Raw genomic sequence first — 17333 nt, 5'->3', positions numbered from 1 at the left:
CCGCCGCTCATCCCGGCGGCGTTGTCATTTTGGGCCGGTCAACGTTCCCTGATGGAAGAACAGTCGCCATGCGCAGCCCTCCCGCTTCCAGACTGAGCTGCGCAAAGCATGACGGTGTGTGCCGTCGGCTTGCAGCCTGTCTGTCCGGTACGTGAGGAGGACCGCGTCCTCCGAGATGGATGTCAGCGCATAGTCTGAAGCGAGGAACGTGCTTTCGTCTCCGCCCTTGTCCTCCTGCGTCAGAAGTTCAATTATCTCTGCGCGGCCATAGAACCTGCCAGACGCGCCAATCTCTCTGAACTCGTCCGCCAGCAGCGATTCCAGCCTGTCTCGCGCGCGCCGAACGTCCGGTCGGTGAAGCGCTTCTTCAAGCGCAATGATCTGCGCCAGCAACGTTCCCTCATCGGCCATTGGATCGTTCTCCCGGAAGCTTGCTAAAGCTCATAATGATGGATTGGAGTCCTGCAGGGGTCGCCATTTCTGCTGGACCATAAAGAAAAACCGCCGGTTTGACGCGGCGGTTTTTTAGGTTCTGACGGTTACCGAGCCTCAGCCGAAGCGGCCGGCTGCGTGGGCAAGCATGGTGTAGACCTTGCCCGTATCAGAGGTCAGGTAGCTCTGGGTCACGCTCTTGTCGCGATCCGTGCGGGCGACATCGGCCAGCAGCTTTTCGAAGTCGGCAATGTAGCGATCGACTGCGGTGCGGAATTCCGGCTCGCGCTCGTATTTGCGCTGGATCTCGTCGAAGGTCTGCTGGCCCTTCAGCGTGTAGAGGCGGCGCGTGAAGACATCACGCTCGCCGCGCTGATAGCGACGCCACAGCTCGACAGAGGCATCGTGATCGATTGCGCGGGCGATATCGACAGAGAGCGAGTTGAGCGATTCCACCATGTGGCGCGGATTACGGTTATCGCCATTGCGCACCGGTGCTTCAGGCGCACGGGCAGGCTGCTGGCGAACCGGTTGAGCTTCCGCCTGCTCGTCACGGGACGCGCCGCGCAGGAGATCGCTGATCCAGCCACCGCCTTCGCCACGGGTCTGCTGCTGCGGTTCCGCTGTGCGCTGAACAACCGGGGCCGGACGCTCTGCCGGTAGCGTGCCACGCAGGCCGGCGGGCGCTGCATAGGCATCATTGCGCGGCGCGGCAGGGCGAGCCGGTTGCGGCTGCTGCGCGACGAGCGGGGCCTGGCGTACCTGCTGAGGGGCCGGCTGTGGTGCGGCGACCTGCTGGATGACAGGAGCGGCGTGCTGCGGGGCAGGTGCCTGTCGGATAACAGGTGCTGCGACAGGAGCGGGCGCCGGGGCAGATACTTCCAACTGCTGCGCCGAGCGACCGACCAGCGCAGAGATATCCTGCAGCGCCTTGATCTGCTCGGACACGGCGCGGCGCATGGCGGCAGCACTCTCCTTGGCCTCTTCCGGCAGGTCGAATGCGCCACGCTTGAGTTCCGAGCGTGTGCTGTCCAGCTCCTGGCGGATCTCGTTGGCGGAGCGGCGGATCTCATCCGTTGCGCCGGAGAAGCGGCCGATGGCTTCCTCGACGGACTGGCGCAGCGTGTCGCGTAGCTGCTGCGCGGCAGCGTCGGACTTGCCGGCGGCTTCGGTCAGCATGCGCTCGACATCGGACAGCGAGCCGGAAATGCCGCTGCGCATGCGCTCAGCCAGTTCGCGCGAGCGGCGCTCGGCGTCGGTGAGCGTTGCTTCGATGGCACGCGTTGCTTCCTCGCCAGCGCCGGTGAGGGCCGCACGCATGCCGGCTGCCGTGGCATCCGCACGCTGCTGCGTCTGTGCCAGCGACTGATCGATATCCGTAAAGGACGACTGGATGCTGGAGCGCAGATGCGTGCCGACTTCCGCGGAGCGTTCTTCGGCGCGCTGGAAGGCGCCATCGACCACAGCAGACAGGTTGCGCATGTTCGCTTCGATTTCCTCGGAGCGCTTGACGAGACCGGCGGACAGTGCCCGCAGCGCGTCCTGACGTTCCGAGAGCGTGCTGACGAGGTTGGACTGTGCAGCGCCGAGAAGCTGCGAGGCCTGACCAAGCACCTTGGCATAATCGTCGAACTGGCCGACAATGCCGCCGACCTGGCTGAGCGTGTTTCCGGACACCTGCGTGAGGCGCTCGACATTGGTTTCGAGGAGGCGGCTGGAGCTGGAGACCATGTCCGCTGCATTGCTTGCCGAGTGCGTGAAGCGTGCTGCAGTCTGGTCGAGCTTCTGATCAGCCGCACCAAGTTCCGCAGAGGCACGCTCGACGGCAACGCCGATTTCGCGAGCCGCTGCTTCGACGAGCGAGGCGATGCCGGAGTTGCTGTCTTCCAGGCGGGAGATCAAGCTGTTCACGCTGCCGGCCAGGCTCTGCTCGGCACCCCGGATGGTGCCGGCTGCTTGCTGCGTGCGTTCCGAGATCGCGGCCAGCGTCTCATTGGTGCGCGCCGTAATGGCTTCCACCAGCGATGCATTCTCCTGACGCAGGCGCTGCGAGCTGACTTCGGCGGCTGCAACGAGGCGCTCCGCGCTCTGGTCGGCCGCGGAGGCCAAACGTTCGGCGGCGCTGCGTCCGGCAGAGGAATATTCCTCGACCATCGGCTTTGCCTGCTCCTCGATGAGGCGCGAGAGTTCCGCGGACCGCGATGCCAGCATGGAGTTGAGTTCGCGCGAGCGATTGTCGAGGGCCGCGCGAATAGCTTCGCCGCGGGCTTCCAAGGCCTTGTCGACCGCGTCGATAGCGGCGTTGATTTCACCGGCTGTCTGGGTCAGCGACGAGCGGATGTTTTCGCTGCGGCCTTCCAGGGTCTGATCGACATTGCGCAGGGTCTCGTCGATGGTGGCAGCGGCTTCAGCGAGCGAGGAACGGATCGACGCACCGCGGGCATCCAGATTGCGCTCCGCTTCGCCCAAGGCTTCGGAAATCGAGCCAACCTGGCGCTGAACCAGCGCCTCGGCTTCGGAGATCTTGCTGATGATGGAATTGCCGGCATCCGAAAATGCGCCGGCGACATCGGCAGCTTGACCTGCAAGACGCGTCTGCGTCTCGCTGAGGCGGCCGGCGATTTCGTTGGTGCGATCTTCAATGGCGCGTGCGAAGTCTGCATTGCGCGATGTGACTTCCTCGGCAAACTGCTGCCCGACCTTTGCCAAGGCCTCGGCAGAGCGCAGTGCCTCGCCATCCAGCTCCTGGGCCGCACTGGTGACGGCGTCTCGCAACGAAGACGCAAGCGCCGAGGCGCGGCCTTCGATGGTGCGGCTGACATTGTCGAGACCGATATTGAGAGCGCGATCCATGGTGGACAGGCGCTCTTCGAAGCGGGCGGTGCCAGTGTCGAATGCTGCGGCCAGACGCTCTGCATTCTCCTGGTTGACACGCTCCAGCTCAGCTGTGCGCTGCGCCAGCGTTTCGGACAATTCGCGGCCGACGCCGCTGACCATGCCCGACACTTCGCCCACCTGGTTGCGGATGCGGTCTTCAAGGCCACCGAACGTGCCTTCGATGCGACGACCCGCATCATCAAGAGCCGACGATACGCCGCCGACGGTCTGTTCGACACGGCTGGAGAACTGGTCTGCTGAGGCGGTAATTTCGCGCGCAGCATCCACCAGTTTGCCCGTGAGGTCGCCTGCAGTATCGCGCAGACGGCCTTCGAGCTCGGTACCAGCGCCGTCGATGACCTGCCGCAACGCATCCTGTTGCGCTTCCATCGACATTTCCAGCATGCCGGTGCTTGTCGCGATCGTTGTGCCGATGGAGGTTGCCTGATCCATCAGCATCTCGCCGAGTTGCTCTTGCGCGTCGCTCAGCGTTGAGCCGATCATCGCGCGACGGCTTTCCAGCGTATCCTGCAGGCGCTGGTGGTTGGTCTCCAGCGTATCCTGCATACGCTCCTGGCCCTGTTCCAGGGTGTCACGGAAGCGCTCATGGCGGGCATCCAATGTGCCCTGCATGCGCGCCTCGCTCTGTTCGAGCGTGTCGCGGAAGCGCTCATGCCGGCTATCCAAAGTGCCTTGCAGGCGTTCGGTGCCATAATCGATCGTGCCCTGAAGGCGGTCAGTGCCCTGGTCGAGGGTGCCCTGGAGACGATCGGATGTCTGTTCGAGCGTGGCTTGGATACGTGCCTGACGCGCATCAAGCGCAGACTGCAGACCATTCGAGCCAGCATCCAGCGTGTCGGCAATACGCCCGCTCGCGCTGTCGACGATTCCGCCCAGACGTTCTTCGCCGGTGGCAATAACAGTCTCGACCTGCAAAACTGCGCCGAGCAGGCTGGTGTCGATCCGCTCGACATTGTCGGTCAGCGTATTTTCAATGCGCTGGGCATTCTGCGACAGGGACGTTTCCAGACGCAGCGTCCCTGTTTCCAGTGTGCGCTCGACACTGGAACTACCATTTTCGAGTAGGCGTGAAAGCTCCGCATTGCGCGTTTCCAGCGCGTGATCCAGAAGCGCCTGATTGTCGGCATAGGCCGCACGAATGGCATCAGCACGTGCGGCAAAGGCGTCTTCGATCCGGCTGTCGGCTTTTTCGACCGTCTCCATCAGGGTTGATGTCTTCTCGTCGATCGCGCCGGTGAGGCGATCTTCGCTGAGCGCGATCGTTGCCGTGAGCGCCATGGTGCGATCGTCAAGGACATCGCCGATGCGTTCGCTCGCACCGCTGACGATTTCGCCAAGATCGGAAATACGACGACCAAGGTCTCCTTCGATGCGCTGATGGCTGGTTGCCAGTGTCTGGCTGAGGGTCTCGAGACGGCTGTCGAGCGCTGCGCCCACCCGGTCGCTGGCGCCACCGACGATTTCGCCGAGATCAGACATGCGGCGGCCGAGATCGCCCTCAATGCGCTGATGCCCGTCGGCAAGCGTCTGGTTCAAAGCTTCAAGACGGCTGTCGAGTGCTGCCCCCACACGTTCGCTTGCGCCTCCGACGATTTCGCCGAGATCGGACATGCGGCGACCGAGATCGCCCTCAATGCGCTGATGCCCTTCCGAAAGCGTTTGCGCCATGGTTTCGATGCGGCTATCGAGAACACCCGCGAGACGTTCCGGCGCACCGGAAACGACCTGTTGCAGGCTGGCGGCCTTTTCATCCAACACTTCCGCGAAGCGCTGCTGACCACCGGTGACGGCGTCAATGATAGCGCTGGAACGGGTTGTGAGGTTTTGCTCGAAGCGGGACTGGCTTTCCGAGATGGCGGTGAAGAGGGCGCTGCCCTGCTCGCTCATCACGCTGTCGATACGCTGATGCGCATTGCCAAGGGCGTCGGTGATTTCGGCGCTACGGGCGGCCAGCGCACCTGTCAGTTCGCGGGTGCGGCTGTCGATGTCGCTGACGAGGCTGCGATTGCGCTCGTCGATATCGGAAACCAGAAGGCGGCTGCCGCTATCGAAATGTTCGCTCAGAGCTCGGCTGCGGCTTTCGAACTGCTCGGCGAGTTCACGGCTGCGCGCATCCAGATCCGAACCAAGAGACTGCGTATGGGTGGAAAGCGTGTCGCCGAGCTGGCGCGTTCCGCTGTCCAGCGTGCTTTCGATCATTTCCTGGCCGGTGCCCAAGGTCGTGGCAATGGCGAATGACTGATCGGTGAGGGTGGAGCCCAGGCGATCGATGCTGGTGCTCAGGATACCTTCGATGGACCGCGAGCCGCCTGAGACAGTCTCGTTGATGCGCGAGAGGCTCTCGGTCAGCTTCGTTTCGAGCGAACCGGCGCGCTGGTCGAAGGCGCTCGTGAAGGTCGAAAGGCCCGTGTCGAAGGTCGCGCTCATCTGACTGATCGTACCCTGCAGACGCTCTTCGAAGAGGCCCGTACGCAGGTCGAGATCCATGACCGTGTCATCGGCTGCATTCTGCAGGCTCTGGCGGAACGACTTGGTCTTGTCGTCGAGCGAACGGTTGAGGTTCGAAAGAACCGTGTTCAGTGAGCCGGTAATGCCGCGCTCGCCCTCATTCAGGCTTTCGGTGATCTCACGGGTGCGTGCGACCAGAGTCTCGTTGAGCATGCGGGTGCGCTCGGCGAGCGCCGTATTCAGCTTTTCGGTGCTTGCATTGAGCGTCGAAGCGCGCGTCTCGAACTGGCTGACGATGTCGTTGCCGTGCTTGGACAGGGATGAGGTCAGCTTCTCTAGACGGTCATCCAGCTCGCTCGTGAGTGTCGAGCCCGAGGTCTTGAAGGCGCTGAGCAGGCTTTCCGTCTTCGCGGCAAGCAGCGAGCCAAGGGCTTCGCCAGCCTGATTGGAGCGTTCCATCAGCACAGCAGCGCGGGTGTCGATCATCGAGGCGAAGGCTTCGCCCGATGTGGCGAGACGAACGGCGATTTCTTCCGTTGCGAGAGACAGTTCTTCCTTGAGCTGGTCATGGGCGCCGACGATGGAGGAGCGGATGCGCTCCGCATGGTTGACGATCGCGTCGCGCTCGCTGCCCAGTTCGTGGACCAGACCGCGCACACGCAATTCGTTGTCGGCGTAGCTGCGTTCCAGCGCCGTCACTTCCGAGTGAACCAGCGTTTCCAGTTCGGTGGCGCGCGCGATGGTGCGCTCGATGCCCTCGTTCATGGCGGAGACTTCGCGGCGCACGGCCTGTCCGACCGACATGATCCGCTCGGACGCGATGGTCTCCGGCTCGGCGAGGCGAAGTGCCACTTCCGCCATGGAGCGGGCTGCGTTGCGAAGATCGTGGGCCCGGGCCATCATGATGGCGAAGGCGAAGAAAAGCATGACCGGCACGACGATGCCGACAAAGATCGCCACAACGCCCGGCATTGCCAAAAGGTCGGCCAGCGATGCGATATGCCAGAGCTGCGATCCATAAAGCAGATGGCCGAGGCCAACGCCGGCAACTGTCCAAAGTACGGAGATGATCGAGGCGTTGCGAATGGCGGAGCGCATCGAGCCGTTTTCAAGCGATCTCAGAATCGCATTGGCGTTGCGGCGTCCGCTGTCATTGGCAGGTTCGAAGGCGGGCGATTTGGCGGGTGTGGGTTCGGCGGTCTGCTGGCGCACGGGTGTTTCCGCCGCTCGCGTCCGGCGGGGTTGGGATGCGGGACGCTGCTGCGTTTTGTCCGCCACGGACGACTCCCGAGAAGAAGGGGCTGGCTTGCTGCTTTGAGGCTTTGGCGTCGGCTCTTCATTGAAGTCGACTTTCAGCGCGTCTTCCAGCGCCTGGAAGGCGGTTTCGTCGATCGACTCGTTAATCGGGTTCTTCGCCATGCGGTTACGCCTCGCTACTCACTCTTCCGGCAGACGACCGGGTGCTCCGCCGCTTGAGCTCCACCGATGATCAGCCTTCAGGCTCCACGATGCGCTTAACGCATCCTTGCAGCCCGCACACTCTAAGATCCGGTAAACGCGCAGCCAACCTGTTATACGGCGCGCCCTTACCGATGCAATTCAAAGGGCGCAGACGGGTAGTCTACACCTCTTCCAATCGTACTGTAGTGGCACATTCGGTCACCATACACAATTATGACCGCATATGAGGCTGTGGCAATTGACCCTTGTTAACAGAATTTAAACCCCGGTACCCGCAATTTCCCGTTTCATCCGCTGTAGTTAGCGGAAATTAACCATAGCCCGAAATTGATGCCGCGATTGTGCCGGAATTTAACGGGATAGCGACGGCGCCCAGCGAGACTGGGCTTCAGGACATAACAACGGGAAAAACGGTACATGGCTGCGGTCAGTATTGCATTCGAAGCTCCGGATAATGCCCGGGGTGCTACACCCTCCAATTCGCGCCCCATCGATCTTGTTCATCTGGCCGTTCAGACCATGGGAGACAAGAACCTGGAGATCGAGGTTCTGCATCTGTTTGCACGCCAGGCGCGCGCGGCCCTGCAGGAGATCGGTCAGGGATCACCAGATGCGATCAGTGCTGCGGCGCATCGCCTCCGCAGCGCTGCCAATGCTGTCGGCGCCTTCCGCGTTGCCTCCTACTGTGAAGCCGTCGAAGCATCCAGCAAGGATGCCGCTTTGCTTGCGGCGCTTGGAGCATCGGTGGTAGAGGCCGAGAACTTCATTCTAAAGCTGTCCCGATAAGCGCTTAGCGCACCATTCGGACACGCCGCGTGCGGCGCAAAACGTTGACTGAGGCGGCGAATTGTCGGAAGACATCGCCGCCTCTTTCACATTCACGCCAGGACTTCTTCCATGACACAGATCACCATTGTCGCCTTCGACGGAACCCGTTTCGAACTCAATGCAGAGCCGGGCTCCACGGTCATGGAAAATGCTGTGCGCAATTCGGTACCAGGGATTGATGCAGAATGTGGCGGCGCCTGTGCCTGCGCCACCTGTCATGTCTATGTGGATGAGGCCTGGACCGAGAAAGTCGGCGGGCCACAGCCGATGGAAGAAGACATGCTCGATTTTGCGGTAGATGTGCGTCCCAATTCGCGTCTGTCCTGTCAGATCAAGATCAAACCAGAGCTGGATGGGCTTGTGGTGAGCGTGCCGGAACGCCAGGGCTGACGCCAGAAAAAAAGGTGCCTCGCCGGACGCTGACGCGACAAGCGAGGCCAAGGCGGGCGCATCGCCCAACAGGAGAGGGAGGAAAACTCCGTGGGTGATCTGATACGCCGGGAGAACGCCGGAAAACTCGGACAGTGACTGAATTCGTGTACTGAATTTCACTGGGCGCCAATGCGCCGGAAAAGCCGAGAGATGATATCCGCTGTCGCCTCACGCCGCCTCGGAGGCGACAGCGGATTCTATCTTTGATAGGGCCTCGTGGTTCGTCTCTATCAATAGCTTCACTATATGAGCGATTTCGCAATCAATCTATTAGTAGATTTTGCCGATAATTCGCTGGGTCTTGCGCCAGCTTCGCGCAAGGAAGTGATTCTCTATCCTAACTTCGTGCGGGCCGGCTGCCTGAAGCAGTTAGCGTGAACGGCTGGAGCGATACTGCAAAAGGCGCATCATGCGGGCGTCGAAATTGGCCGCTTCCACGCGGTCGAACCGCTGCTGATCCTCATCATGTTTTTGAATGATACGTTGCGTGATCTGGCCCGCCTGCTTCTCCAGAATATCGCAATTTGCCGCTGGCTGCAGTTCAAGCAGCGTGCGCTCGAGATCGCGTGCGTGGCCGCGGGCGATTTCCGCATGGCGCTCCTCATGCCGCTTGATGTCGGCGGAGAGTGTATCCCAGATCAGACCGAGCGTCGGCTCTGCCTTGTTCCGATTTTTCCAGCGCGGCAGAATGATGCGCGTTTTCAATGTGACCCGCACGCCTCCGACGGAGCACCGGCGGCTGCCCTCCAGATAGGTCACGTCGCCGCCGAAGCTGATTTCCGTCGCGCCCGGGTGGCGGAAGCCTGCGTGGTTGGTCTGCGGTCCCCTGCGGCCGAGTTCAGCGTCCAGTTCTTCAGCGGTGCGCCCGCCAATGGTGAAATAGCTGTAGGTCTTGGTGATCCGCGGCTCCGACAATGCGGGCGTCGCGATGGCGCAGAGCACGAGGCAGGCTGCAGAAAGCAGAGGACGGCTCAGCTGAAACGACATTCTTTGGCCTGCGACATTGAAGTTGCCCAAAGCTTGGGGCATAGCCGTTTCGTTCGCAACGGGTCGTGGCGAAATTCTCTGTGTGTGGAAGGGATTGAGGTCAACCGTGACGTTTAACTGCAACAGCGTCTGGCGGGTTGGCGGCGGGAGGCAGCTCGCGCTTGGGGCGGCGGGCCATCTCATGGCCATTGTCAACGTGACACCGGATTCCTTTTCCGATGGCGGTCGTCACGCTTCCGCGGCAGCCGCGGTTGAGCATGCGCTGACCTGTGTCAAACAGGGCGCCGTTATCCTCGACATCGGCGGAGAGTCGACCAAGCCGAATGCTGACCCCGTCGATGCCGCGGAAGAGCAGGCGAGGGTGCTACCGGTCATCGAGGCACTTGCGCGTCAGACCGATGCGGTGATTTCTGTCGACACCTACCGCGCGGAGACGGCAAAGCGGGCACTCGCGGCCGGAGCCCATATCGTCAATGACGTGTACGGGCTGCAACGCGACCCGGACATGGCGCGCGTCGTGGCGGAGGCTGGCGCGGGTGTTGTGATCATGCATACCGGGCGCGAGCGCCACAAATTGACAGATGTGATTGCCGACCAGGATGTATTTCTGAAGACATCGATCGAGATGGCCGAAAGGGCCGGGATTGGACGAGACCGCATCGTTCTGGACCCAGGTTTTGGCTTCGCAAAAGATGTCGCGGAAAATACCGAGCTAATGGCGCGATTCCACGAACTGCAACGGTTCGGCTTGCCGCTTCTTGCCGGTACGTCCCGCAAGCGCTTTATCGGTGCAATCACCGAGCGCGAGGCGGCTGATCAGCGGGATGTCGGAACTGCGGCCACGACTGCCCTGTTGAGGGTGGCGGGTGCCGTGATTTTTCGCGTTCACGAAATTCCGGGCAATCGCGACGCCCTGCGTCTGGCTGATGCGGTATTGGCGGCTCAGAGAAAGATGAGAGCATGAGTGTCTACACCATCACGCTGAAGAACTGCGCCTTTTACGCCAGACATGGTGTCCTTGCCGAGGAGGCGGCCCTCGGTCAGCGTTTCTTCGTGGACGCAGAACTGGATGTCCCTATCAGCGATGCGCTGACCGACGACAGGCTGGATGAAACCGTTCACTACGGCCACGCCTTTACGGTTATTGAGCAGGTGGTGACCCAGACGCGGCGCTCGCTGATCGAGGCGCTGGCCAATGATATAGCGGTGGCGCTGTGTGAGCGGTTTCCGTTGATCCGCCGGGCTGCCATCACTGTGCGCAAGCCGAGCGTCCCCATTCCCGGCATTCTCGATTACGTGGAGGTTCGCGTTGAACATCGCCCCTGAACGCGGCTGGCATCGGGCTTCGCTGGGGCTTGGCGGCAATATTGGCGATCCGCGCCGGCTGATGGCGGATGCATTGGAGATTCTTGACGCAAGGCCGGACTGTCGCGTGGTCGCCGTTTCGCGGCTTTATCGCACACCACCATGGGGTAAGACTGATCAGGCCGACTTCTTCAATGCCTGTGCCTTGCTCGACACGCAGCTTGCGCCGGATGACCTGTTGACGACCTGCCTTGAAATCGAACGTTCGATGAAGCGGGAGCGGATCGAGCGATGGGGACCGCGGACCATCGATATTGATGTGCTGACCTATGACAGCCTTGAGCAGGAATGCGCGCGGCTCACGGTTCCGCACCCGCGCATGACGGAGCGTGGCTTCGTGTTGATGCCGTTGGCGGATATCGCGCCGGATCTTGAGGTGAAGGGTAAGAAGGTCGCTGACTGGTTAGCCGGAGCGGATGTCGCTGGGATCGAGATCGCAGACGAGAGCCAGCAATGGTGGCGGACGGGTTGACCCGTCCGCTCTGCGTCATCAATCAGTTCTTGATCGAGCCGACAACGACGGCATCCGTATCGCGGGTCAGAGCAAGGCCGATGACAGGAACCATCTCATCCTCGACGCGCACCGAGATCGTGATGTTCATGGCGTTCTTGTCCTGCATGCGGGCGATCATCGCGCCGTTCAGCGTGGCGCGGTTGATGCCAAGAACGATGCGATCGCCATTCACAGCGCCCGATACAATATCGAGACCCTTGCCGTCAGCACCATCCAGAAACTGGCCCTTGTAGCCGTCGCCCTTGCGAATGATGGTGGCGGACATTGGTTGCTTGAACACGCCAACCCGGCAGGTTCCGTCCAGCTTGATACCGGTCTCGCCATCGGGACCGGGTTCGCCTGTCAGGTTGCAGGTGAACTTCGTGCCCTTGTATTTGCCGGCCACGATTTCACCGGGACCCTTCCAGGCGCCTGATGCATTCTCGAAGAATGCCTGGTCGCGCGAACCGGCGTGAGCCTGCGGCACGAGTGCCGTCATGGCCATGATTGCAGCGGCAGAAAACCCGCCGGAGAACGAAAAGAAGCGCGAGACCATTTGACTTTCCTTGGGCGAGCAGCGTCCTGTAGCAGCCCGTAATTTATGTCGGGAATGGTTAATGACTGGTTTCCGGCGGGCGTTTTAGAGCCTCTCGTCTTTACGTTGGTGACCGGTCGTTGCGGGCTATGTCCGACAGAAAGTCGCCTATACCGGGCCTTTTCAGGCTTCGGAAGGGTAGCGGGCGGCAGAGGTCCATGGCGGCGATTCCGATGCGGGCGGTCAACATGCCGTTGATGACGCCTTCACCCAATCGCGCCGATAGTTTGGCAGCCAGACCGTGCCCCAACACCTGTTGCGCAAGGCTGTCACCGACCGCGATCGAGCCCGTGACGGCGAGATGGGCGATCACGTCGCGCAGCAGTCGCAGCAGGCCGATCGTGCCTGGGCGCCCGCCATAGAGATCGGCCATGGCGCGTACCAGTCGCGTGACTTCGAACAGAACATAGGCAAGATCCACCACGGCACGGGGGCTGACGGCGGTGACGACCGAGACACGCCGCGACGCTGCGAGAATCAGCGCGCGTGCCTTCTGATCCAGCGGCGCCAGCAGTTCCCGTTCCGCCAGCTCGATCAGCTGCGGACCGTCGATGATCTCGTCCTTCGTGGCGGCCAAAGCCGCACGGCCGCGCGCAGCTTCCGGACGATGGGCCAGCAGCTTCGTCAAACGGTCGACCAGCGCCCGCGCAGCCTTTGGTCCCGGCGTTGCGGTTGCCGCTTCGGCATCTGCCTTGAGGGTCTGCACCGCACCGAGTCGAAGGATGCCGTACACTTCGCGGCCCACCACAATGGAAAGTGCAGCGACTGCGATGCCAAGCACCATGACAGCCGTGTAGCCCAGCCAGTCGGCGCGAGCGAAGAGATCGCGGACCACCTGATCTGCCCAGAGCCAGAAGGCCAGAGACAGGAAGGCGGTAAAGGCTCCGAGTGCGAGCTTACCGAAGGAAAAGTGTCGCTTGCGGGGCTGCGCGATGGCGGCATCGGCTGCCGCCATCTCTTCCGGTGTGATGAAGGGATCTTCCTCATCTGCGACGACCGTGAAGCCCTCATCAAAGCTTTGCGGGCGGCGTCTGACCTCCGCCATCCGTTCAGGCTCCTCCAGTGAGAAACTGCCGGGACGGCGGGTGGGTTGCGGCCCACTCGGCGGGGCGTGGTCGTTCGAGGTCATGCCAGTCGATCTCCCAGCAGAAATTGGAGGGCCCGGTCGAGTCGGATGTGCGGCACCGATAGCTGGATGGCGCCGCCCGTATCCTCCAGGGATGGAGGCCGAAAACGAACGATATTCAAATCGGGTAGGAGTGTTTCCTGAGGTTTTGAATCAAGTTGGTGAAAAAGTGAATCCGGTTTCTCCGGTAAGTCACCGGGAAATATGGCTGTTTTCCTCTTCCCGTCGAAGATCTCGCCGTTGATCTTTTCGCCTTCGATGGGCGTGCCGGTGATGACGGGAAGCAACATGCCATCCTGCTTTACAGTGGCCTCACGGGTGGCGCGGACCGAGGCTATTGCCATCACGTCAATGCCGGCGCCCGCCATGCCGATGCGGTGGATGGCGCGATCCACCAGCCGCCGCGTAATGGCTTCCAGCCGATCGTGGCTTTCGTGATGGAGATGATCGGCCTTGGTCGCGGCAATCAATACGCGATCGATTCGCCTGCCAGTCAGGGATGAGATGATGGAATTGGTTCCGGGCTTGAAGCAGGCCAGCACATCCGACAGCGCGCGCTCCAGATCCTGTACGGCTTCTGGTCCCCGGTTCAGCGCCTGAAGCGCATCCACGAGCACGATCTGCCGGTCGAGGCGCGCGAAATGCTCCCGGAAGAACGGCTTTACCACCACATTGCGATAGGCATCGTAGCGCCGCGCCATCATGGCGCCAAGCGATCCCTTGGCATATTTGCCATCAGGGGTTTGCGGCAGCGGCGCGAAGGTGAGTGCGGGCGAGCCCTCCAGATCTCCCGGCATCAGGAAGCGACCGGGCGGAAGCGTCGACAGCGAGCGCTCATCGGATTTGCAGGCGCGGAGATATCCGGTAAAGGCTTCCGCCAGCCGCCGCGCCGTCATTTCATCGGCGGGTGCGTCCGGGTCGACTGTTTTCGTCATCTGCCGCCAGGTTTCCGACAGTTCGCGGCGGATGCCGGTTTCGGCAAGCTGCAGCGTCCTCTCGCTGAAGGTCGAATATTCCTGGCCGAGAAGTGGTAGGTCCAGAAGCCATTCACCCGGATAGTCAACAATGTCGATCGAGAGCTTGCCGGACGAAAACAGACGTCCCCATCCGCTGGCGCTTTGATATTCCAGCGTCAGGCGAAGCTCCGAAATGGCGCGCGTCGAATCGGGCCAGATCCTTTCGCGCACCAGCGCCTGTATGTGGTCCTCGTACTGGAAGCGGGCAACCGCATCATCCGGCTGCTGCTCCAGTCTGACGGAGGAGATACGGCCTGAGCGCATGGGCTCGAAAAGAGGCAGGCGGCCGCCATGCAGAAGGTTGTGCACAAGGGAGGAGATGAAGACTGTCTTGCCTGCGCGGGAAAGGCCTGTGACTCCAAGCCGGATCGTCGGATGCAGCAGGCTTGCAGCGCGGTCTGTCAGATTATCGAAGGCAATCAGCGCGTCGTCGGTCAGGCTCGTCAGGGATGGCGGCAAGGCAAGATCCTCGTGGAGAGTCGTGCCTCACATATAGCGATCCATTTGGCGGTAAAAAGGTGCTTTGACCGTTATGGAGCAGACCCGTTAGGGCGTGACGAAATCCTTCAACTGCCATGTCCCGGCGGCGGCGATGATTGACCCGCCGTGATCGAGAACCGATAGGCCTGCGGTGGGATAGCCTGTAGGAATGACGGCGGCCATCCGGTCATGCCCGATCAGGGCCTCGAGCAGTTCTTCCATCGCCGGGTTGTGGCCGATGATCATGAGGGACTGTACGGCGCTCTGGGCCGCAAGGAGCGCGATATAGGTGTCGAGCGGCGCGTTGTAGAGTTCGTCGACAAAGGAAATATCCAGGTCTTCACCAAATGCGCGCCTGATGGCATCGGCCGTCTGACGGCAGCGCACGGCTGTCGAAGAGATCACCAAATCGGGACGCAATCCCCGATCCGATGCTTTGGAAGCCACCAATTCAGCCTCCGCAAATCCGGCGTCATCCAGCATGCGATCGAAGTCTCGTTGGCCCGGTTCAGCCCAGCCAGACTTGGCGTGACGGAGAAGCAGAAGACGGGAGGGCGGCGGTTCGATGGTCACCATGAGCTGCTTTTCGATGGTTGTGGACATCTTCGACTAGCCCGGCGCGCTATCTGCCGTCAACAGATCGCGAAGATCGCCATCTGCTAATCTTTGTGGAAGGCTTCGAATCGATGATTACAGAATGCGCATTGGAAATAGGCATTTAGCCGTTTTTTGTGACACTTTTAAAAATGCCTTAATGCCGCCCAGAACACTTGAACCGCACCCGTGGATTGGAGTATAGACCCGGCCTAGAGCTGTTCTTCAGGAGAATTGCGTTGAGTGAGAAGATCGACCTTAGCAGCTACGTCCTCTCGGAAGATGATGAGTTCATGAATGCCAACCAGAGGGCATATTTCCGAGCCAAACTGATCGCCTGGAAAAATGATATCCTCCGGGAAGCGCGTGAAACCCTGGACCACCTCGCTGAAGAAAGCGCTAACCATCCAGATCTTGCCGACAGAGCCTCATCTGAAACTGATCGTGCCATTGAACTTCGTGCCCGCGACCGCCAGCGCAAGCTGATTTCCAAGATCGATGCGGCCTTGCAGCGGATCGAAGACGGCACCTATGGCTACTGTGAGGAAACCGGCGAACCCATCGGCCTCAAGCGTCTCGACGCCCGTCCGATCGCGACTTTGTCGATCGAAGCGCAAGAGCGCCACGAGCGACGCGAAAAGGTCTACCGCGACGAATAAGATCGATGGAAAGCGCCCGATGGGCGCTTTTTTGTATCTTATCGAGGGGTGTCTGTTCGCCTGACCTGCGGGCTGAGTGTCATGCCTGCTGAGCCAGCGAAGTCGTTGTCGAAACCATGTCGGTCATAAACCGGCGTCGGCTGGTGGTGCAGAACGCATTGATATCGAAAGGGACATGGTGCAGCCTCAAAGTCGGGTGACCGTGAGGCTGCACCATGTGTCTGGCATGACGTTTCCGACTTAGGCGCGGTCGTCGCGCGTCACTGACATCTCGCCGAAGATCCGTGCCACCTCATTCTGAAGCGACGGCTCCGGCGAGGCTCCGGTCACCCGCGGCTGTGAGGGATCGCGGTTCGGGAGAGTTGAGGCGGATACAGGTTCAGACGGCGAACGGTTGGCGGCCAGATTGTTCGCCATCTCTTCTTCGAGGATACGCTCGAAATCGGTGCCCAAGGTTTTTGTAGGCGCGGTCTGGGGAGCGGGCGGTGCAATGCTCACCTCTGGCTCGACGCGCTGCGGCCTGACCTGCGCCGGTTGCGGTTGGAGGGGCGAGGCAATGGCCGGTTTGGGCTGTGCGGCGGCAGCGGCTGCGGTCTGGAAGACCCGGCGGCGGGCTTCATCCAACGCATCGGTGGCAGCGCCCAGATTGCCCTCGACTGGTTTTGGCGTTGGTTGAGGTTCCGCAATGCGCGGCGGCGTCGATACCTCTGCTGCTGCTGCTGCCTGTGGGGCAGGGCGTATTCCGACAGGTTCGCGCTTTTGCAATGCCACCGGGTCCGATGTGGGGGCGACGGCTGCGGCAACATTCGGGAGCGAGGTTGGCTCGGCCGGTATGGATTTTGCAATCGGTGCAGCAGGTGCCTGTTCCGTTACCGGGCGCACGTCAACCTTCAATGCAGCAGGTTCAGGCCGTACAATTGCAACAGGCGCGGGCTGCGGCTGTGCAGCAATTGCCGCCGGGCGCGAGCGTTCCGGCACACGGGGTTGTTCGGCTGGTTGCGGCGAAGCAATCGCTTCCGGCGGTGCCCGCTCGTATGAAACTGGTTTCGACGGTGCAGATGTTCCCTCCGGCTGGATGCCGCTTTCGATGACGATGTCGGTCGGTCCGCCGATCATGACCAGGTGCTCGACATCATCGCGCCGGATCAGCACGATGCGGCGACGCGTATCGACGGCAGCGGCATCGAGAACCTGCAGGCGGGGAGCGCGGTTCTTGCCGCCCCGGATAAAGGGCGAGGGACCACCCCGCCGACGGACTAGCCACAGAATGACGATCAACAGAATCAGCGCCACACCAACGCCGGCCACTGCAATCAGCAGACGGCTGCCATAGGCGCCCATCAATTCATCGATCATGCCGTTACTCCCTAAATATTCCTAGTGCGTGCAGAAACGATAGCCGTCCACTTGAATGCTTGCGGTGTCGCACGCTGCGGTACAGTCTGCCTCCGTTGTCCGAAGGAAGATTGCTTCCCAAGGAAGCAATCTTGCCGCAAGGTCAATGACCTATTGGCTGGAA

At 61.4% G+C, this 17333-nt stretch carries 14 protein-coding genes; 6 read left to right on the top strand and 8 right to left on the bottom strand.

Going from position 1 to position 17333, the window contains the following annotated elements; all coding sequences use genetic code 11:
• Nucleotides 1-24: 24 nt before the first annotated feature.
• Both Q2T52_RS20910 and Q2T52_RS20905 read right to left on the bottom strand, forming a co-directional pair.
• Nucleotides 25-411, bottom strand: a complete 387-nt coding sequence (locus Q2T52_RS20910; protein ID WP_302078800.1) for a nuclear transport factor 2 family protein — start codon at nt 409-411, stop codon at nt 25-27.
• 138 nt (nt 412-549) lie between these two features.
• A complete protein-coding gene (locus Q2T52_RS20905; protein ID WP_302078799.1) occupies nt 550-7197 on the bottom strand; it encodes an apolipoprotein A-IV repeat region-like domain-containing protein in 6648 nt (2215 codons plus the stop codon).
• A 459-nt stretch (nt 7198-7656) separates the two neighbouring features.
• Here Q2T52_RS20905 and Q2T52_RS20900 point away from each other — a divergent pair, with 459 nt between their 5' ends.
• Together Q2T52_RS20900 and Q2T52_RS20895 are read left to right on the top strand one after the other, a co-directional pair.
• Nucleotides 7657-8025, top strand: coding sequence for an Hpt domain-containing protein (locus Q2T52_RS20900; RefSeq protein WP_302078798.1), 369 nt, complete (start codon nt 7657-7659; stop codon nt 8023-8025).
• A gap of 111 nt (nt 8026-8136) precedes the next feature.
• On the top strand, nt 8137-8457 hold the full coding sequence (locus Q2T52_RS20895) for a 2Fe-2S iron-sulfur cluster-binding protein (protein ID WP_302078797.1): 321 nt from the start codon (nt 8137-8139) through the stop codon (nt 8455-8457).
• A 411-nt stretch (nt 8458-8868) separates the two neighbouring features.
• On the opposite strand, the gene Q2T52_RS20890 is transcribed toward Q2T52_RS20895, so the two are convergent.
• The gene (locus Q2T52_RS20890; RefSeq protein WP_302078796.1) at nt 8869-9486 is read right to left on the bottom strand and encodes a DUF922 domain-containing Zn-dependent protease; all 618 of its coding nucleotides are present in this window, start codon (nt 9484-9486) and stop codon (nt 8869-8871) included.
• Nucleotides 9487-9667: 181 nt separating this feature from the next.
• On the opposite strand from Q2T52_RS20890, the gene folP reads away from it, so the two are divergent.
• The 3 genes from folP to folK are packed head-to-tail and all read left to right on the top strand — an operon-like array spanning nt 9668 to nt 11323.
• Nucleotides 9668-10450 (top strand): dihydropteroate synthase, encoded by a 783-nt coding sequence (gene folP, locus Q2T52_RS20885; RefSeq protein ID WP_367187349.1) that lies wholly within the window; start codon nt 9668-9670, stop codon nt 10448-10450.
• Complete coding sequence (gene folB, locus Q2T52_RS20880; protein ID WP_302078794.1) at nt 10447-10812, top strand: dihydroneopterin aldolase; 366 nt, start codon at nt 10447-10449, stop codon at nt 10810-10812. Before folP ends, folB begins: the two co-directional genes overlap by 4 nt.
• A complete protein-coding gene (folK, locus tag Q2T52_RS20875) occupies nt 10802-11323 on the top strand; it encodes a 2-amino-4-hydroxy-6-hydroxymethyldihydropteridine diphosphokinase (protein WP_302078928.1) in 522 nt (173 codons plus the stop codon). The genes folB and folK overlap by 11 nt, the downstream gene beginning before the upstream one ends.
• A gap of 22 nt (nt 11324-11345) precedes the next feature.
• Here the strand turns inward: folK and Q2T52_RS20870 are convergent, their stop codons facing one another.
• The 4 genes from Q2T52_RS20870 to Q2T52_RS20855 form a co-directional block, all read right to left on the bottom strand.
• Nucleotides 11346-11900 carry a hypothetical protein gene (locus tag Q2T52_RS20870; RefSeq protein ID WP_302078793.1) on the bottom strand — a complete coding sequence of 185 codons (555 nt, stop codon included), beginning with the start codon at nt 11898-11900 and terminating at the stop codon, nt 11346-11348.
• Between the two features lie 100 nt (nt 11901-12000).
• The gene (locus tag Q2T52_RS20865; protein ID WP_302078792.1) at nt 12001-13068 is read right to left on the bottom strand and encodes a YcjF family protein; all 1068 of its coding nucleotides are present in this window, start codon (nt 13066-13068) and stop codon (nt 12001-12003) included.
• Nucleotides 13065-14540, bottom strand: coding sequence for a YcjX family GTP-binding protein (locus tag Q2T52_RS20860; RefSeq protein WP_302078791.1), 1476 nt, complete (start codon nt 14538-14540; stop codon nt 13065-13067). Before Q2T52_RS20860 ends, Q2T52_RS20865 begins: the two co-directional genes overlap by 4 nt.
• Nucleotides 14541-14627: 87 nt before the next feature.
• The gene (locus Q2T52_RS20855) at nt 14628-15137 is read right to left on the bottom strand and encodes a SixA phosphatase family protein (protein ID WP_302078926.1); all 510 of its coding nucleotides are present in this window, start codon (nt 15135-15137) and stop codon (nt 14628-14630) included.
• A gap of 257 nt (nt 15138-15394) precedes the next feature.
• On the opposite strand from Q2T52_RS20855, the gene dksA reads away from it, so the two are divergent.
• Nucleotides 15395-15814, top strand: coding sequence for an RNA polymerase-binding protein DksA (gene dksA / locus Q2T52_RS20850; RefSeq protein WP_302078790.1), 420 nt, complete (start codon nt 15395-15397; stop codon nt 15812-15814).
• A 240-nt stretch (nt 15815-16054) separates the two neighbouring features.
• Here dksA and Q2T52_RS20845 read toward each other — a convergent pair whose 3' ends face one another.
• Complete coding sequence (locus Q2T52_RS20845) at nt 16055-17170, bottom strand: flagellar biosynthetic protein FliO (RefSeq protein WP_302078789.1); 1116 nt, start codon at nt 17168-17170, stop codon at nt 16055-16057.
• Nucleotides 17171-17333 lie beyond the last annotated feature (163 nt).

This window comes from Rhizobium oryzicola (assembly GCF_030504645.1).
Lineage (GTDB): Bacteria > Pseudomonadota > Alphaproteobacteria > Rhizobiales > Rhizobiaceae > Neorhizobium > Neorhizobium oryzicola.
This window is presented reverse-complemented; position numbering and strand designations above follow the sequence as displayed.

Bases quoted from the DNA above. Each gene is read 5' to 3' on its own strand.
- Q2T52_RS20910 (WP_302078800.1), bottom strand. From the start codon at position 411: ATGGCCGATGAGGGAACGTTGCTGGCGCAGATCATTGCGCTTGAAGAA.
- Q2T52_RS20845 (WP_302078789.1), bottom strand. From the start codon at position 17,170: ATGATCGATGAATTGATGGGCGCCTATGGCAGCCGTCTGCTGATTGCA.
- Q2T52_RS20855 (WP_302078926.1), bottom strand. From the start codon at position 15,137: ATGGTGACCATCGAACCGCCGCCCTCCCGTCTTCTGCTTCTCCGTCAC.
- Q2T52_RS20900 (WP_302078798.1), top strand. From the start codon at position 7,657: ATGGCTGCGGTCAGTATTGCATTCGAAGCTCCGGATAATGCCCGGGGT.
- Q2T52_RS20870 (WP_302078793.1), bottom strand. From the start codon at position 11,900: ATGGTCTCGCGCTTCTTTTCGTTCTCCGGCGGGTTTTCTGCCGCTGCA.
- Q2T52_RS20895 (WP_302078797.1), top strand. From the start codon at position 8,137: ATGACACAGATCACCATTGTCGCCTTCGACGGAACCCGTTTCGAACTC.
- folB (WP_302078794.1), top strand. From the start codon at position 10,447: ATGAGTGTCTACACCATCACGCTGAAGAACTGCGCCTTTTACGCCAGA.
- Q2T52_RS20890 (WP_302078796.1), bottom strand. From the start codon at position 9,486: ATGTCGTTTCAGCTGAGCCGTCCTCTGCTTTCTGCAGCCTGCCTCGTG.
- Q2T52_RS20905 (WP_302078799.1), bottom strand. From the start codon at position 7,197: ATGGCGAAGAACCCGATTAACGAGTCGATCGACGAAACCGCCTTCCAG.
- folP (WP_367187349.1), top strand. From the start codon at position 9,668: ATGGCCATTGTCAACGTGACACCGGATTCCTTTTCCGATGGCGGTCGT.
- Q2T52_RS20865 (WP_302078792.1), bottom strand. From the start codon at position 13,068: ATGACCTCGAACGACCACGCCCCGCCGAGTGGGCCGCAACCCACCCGC.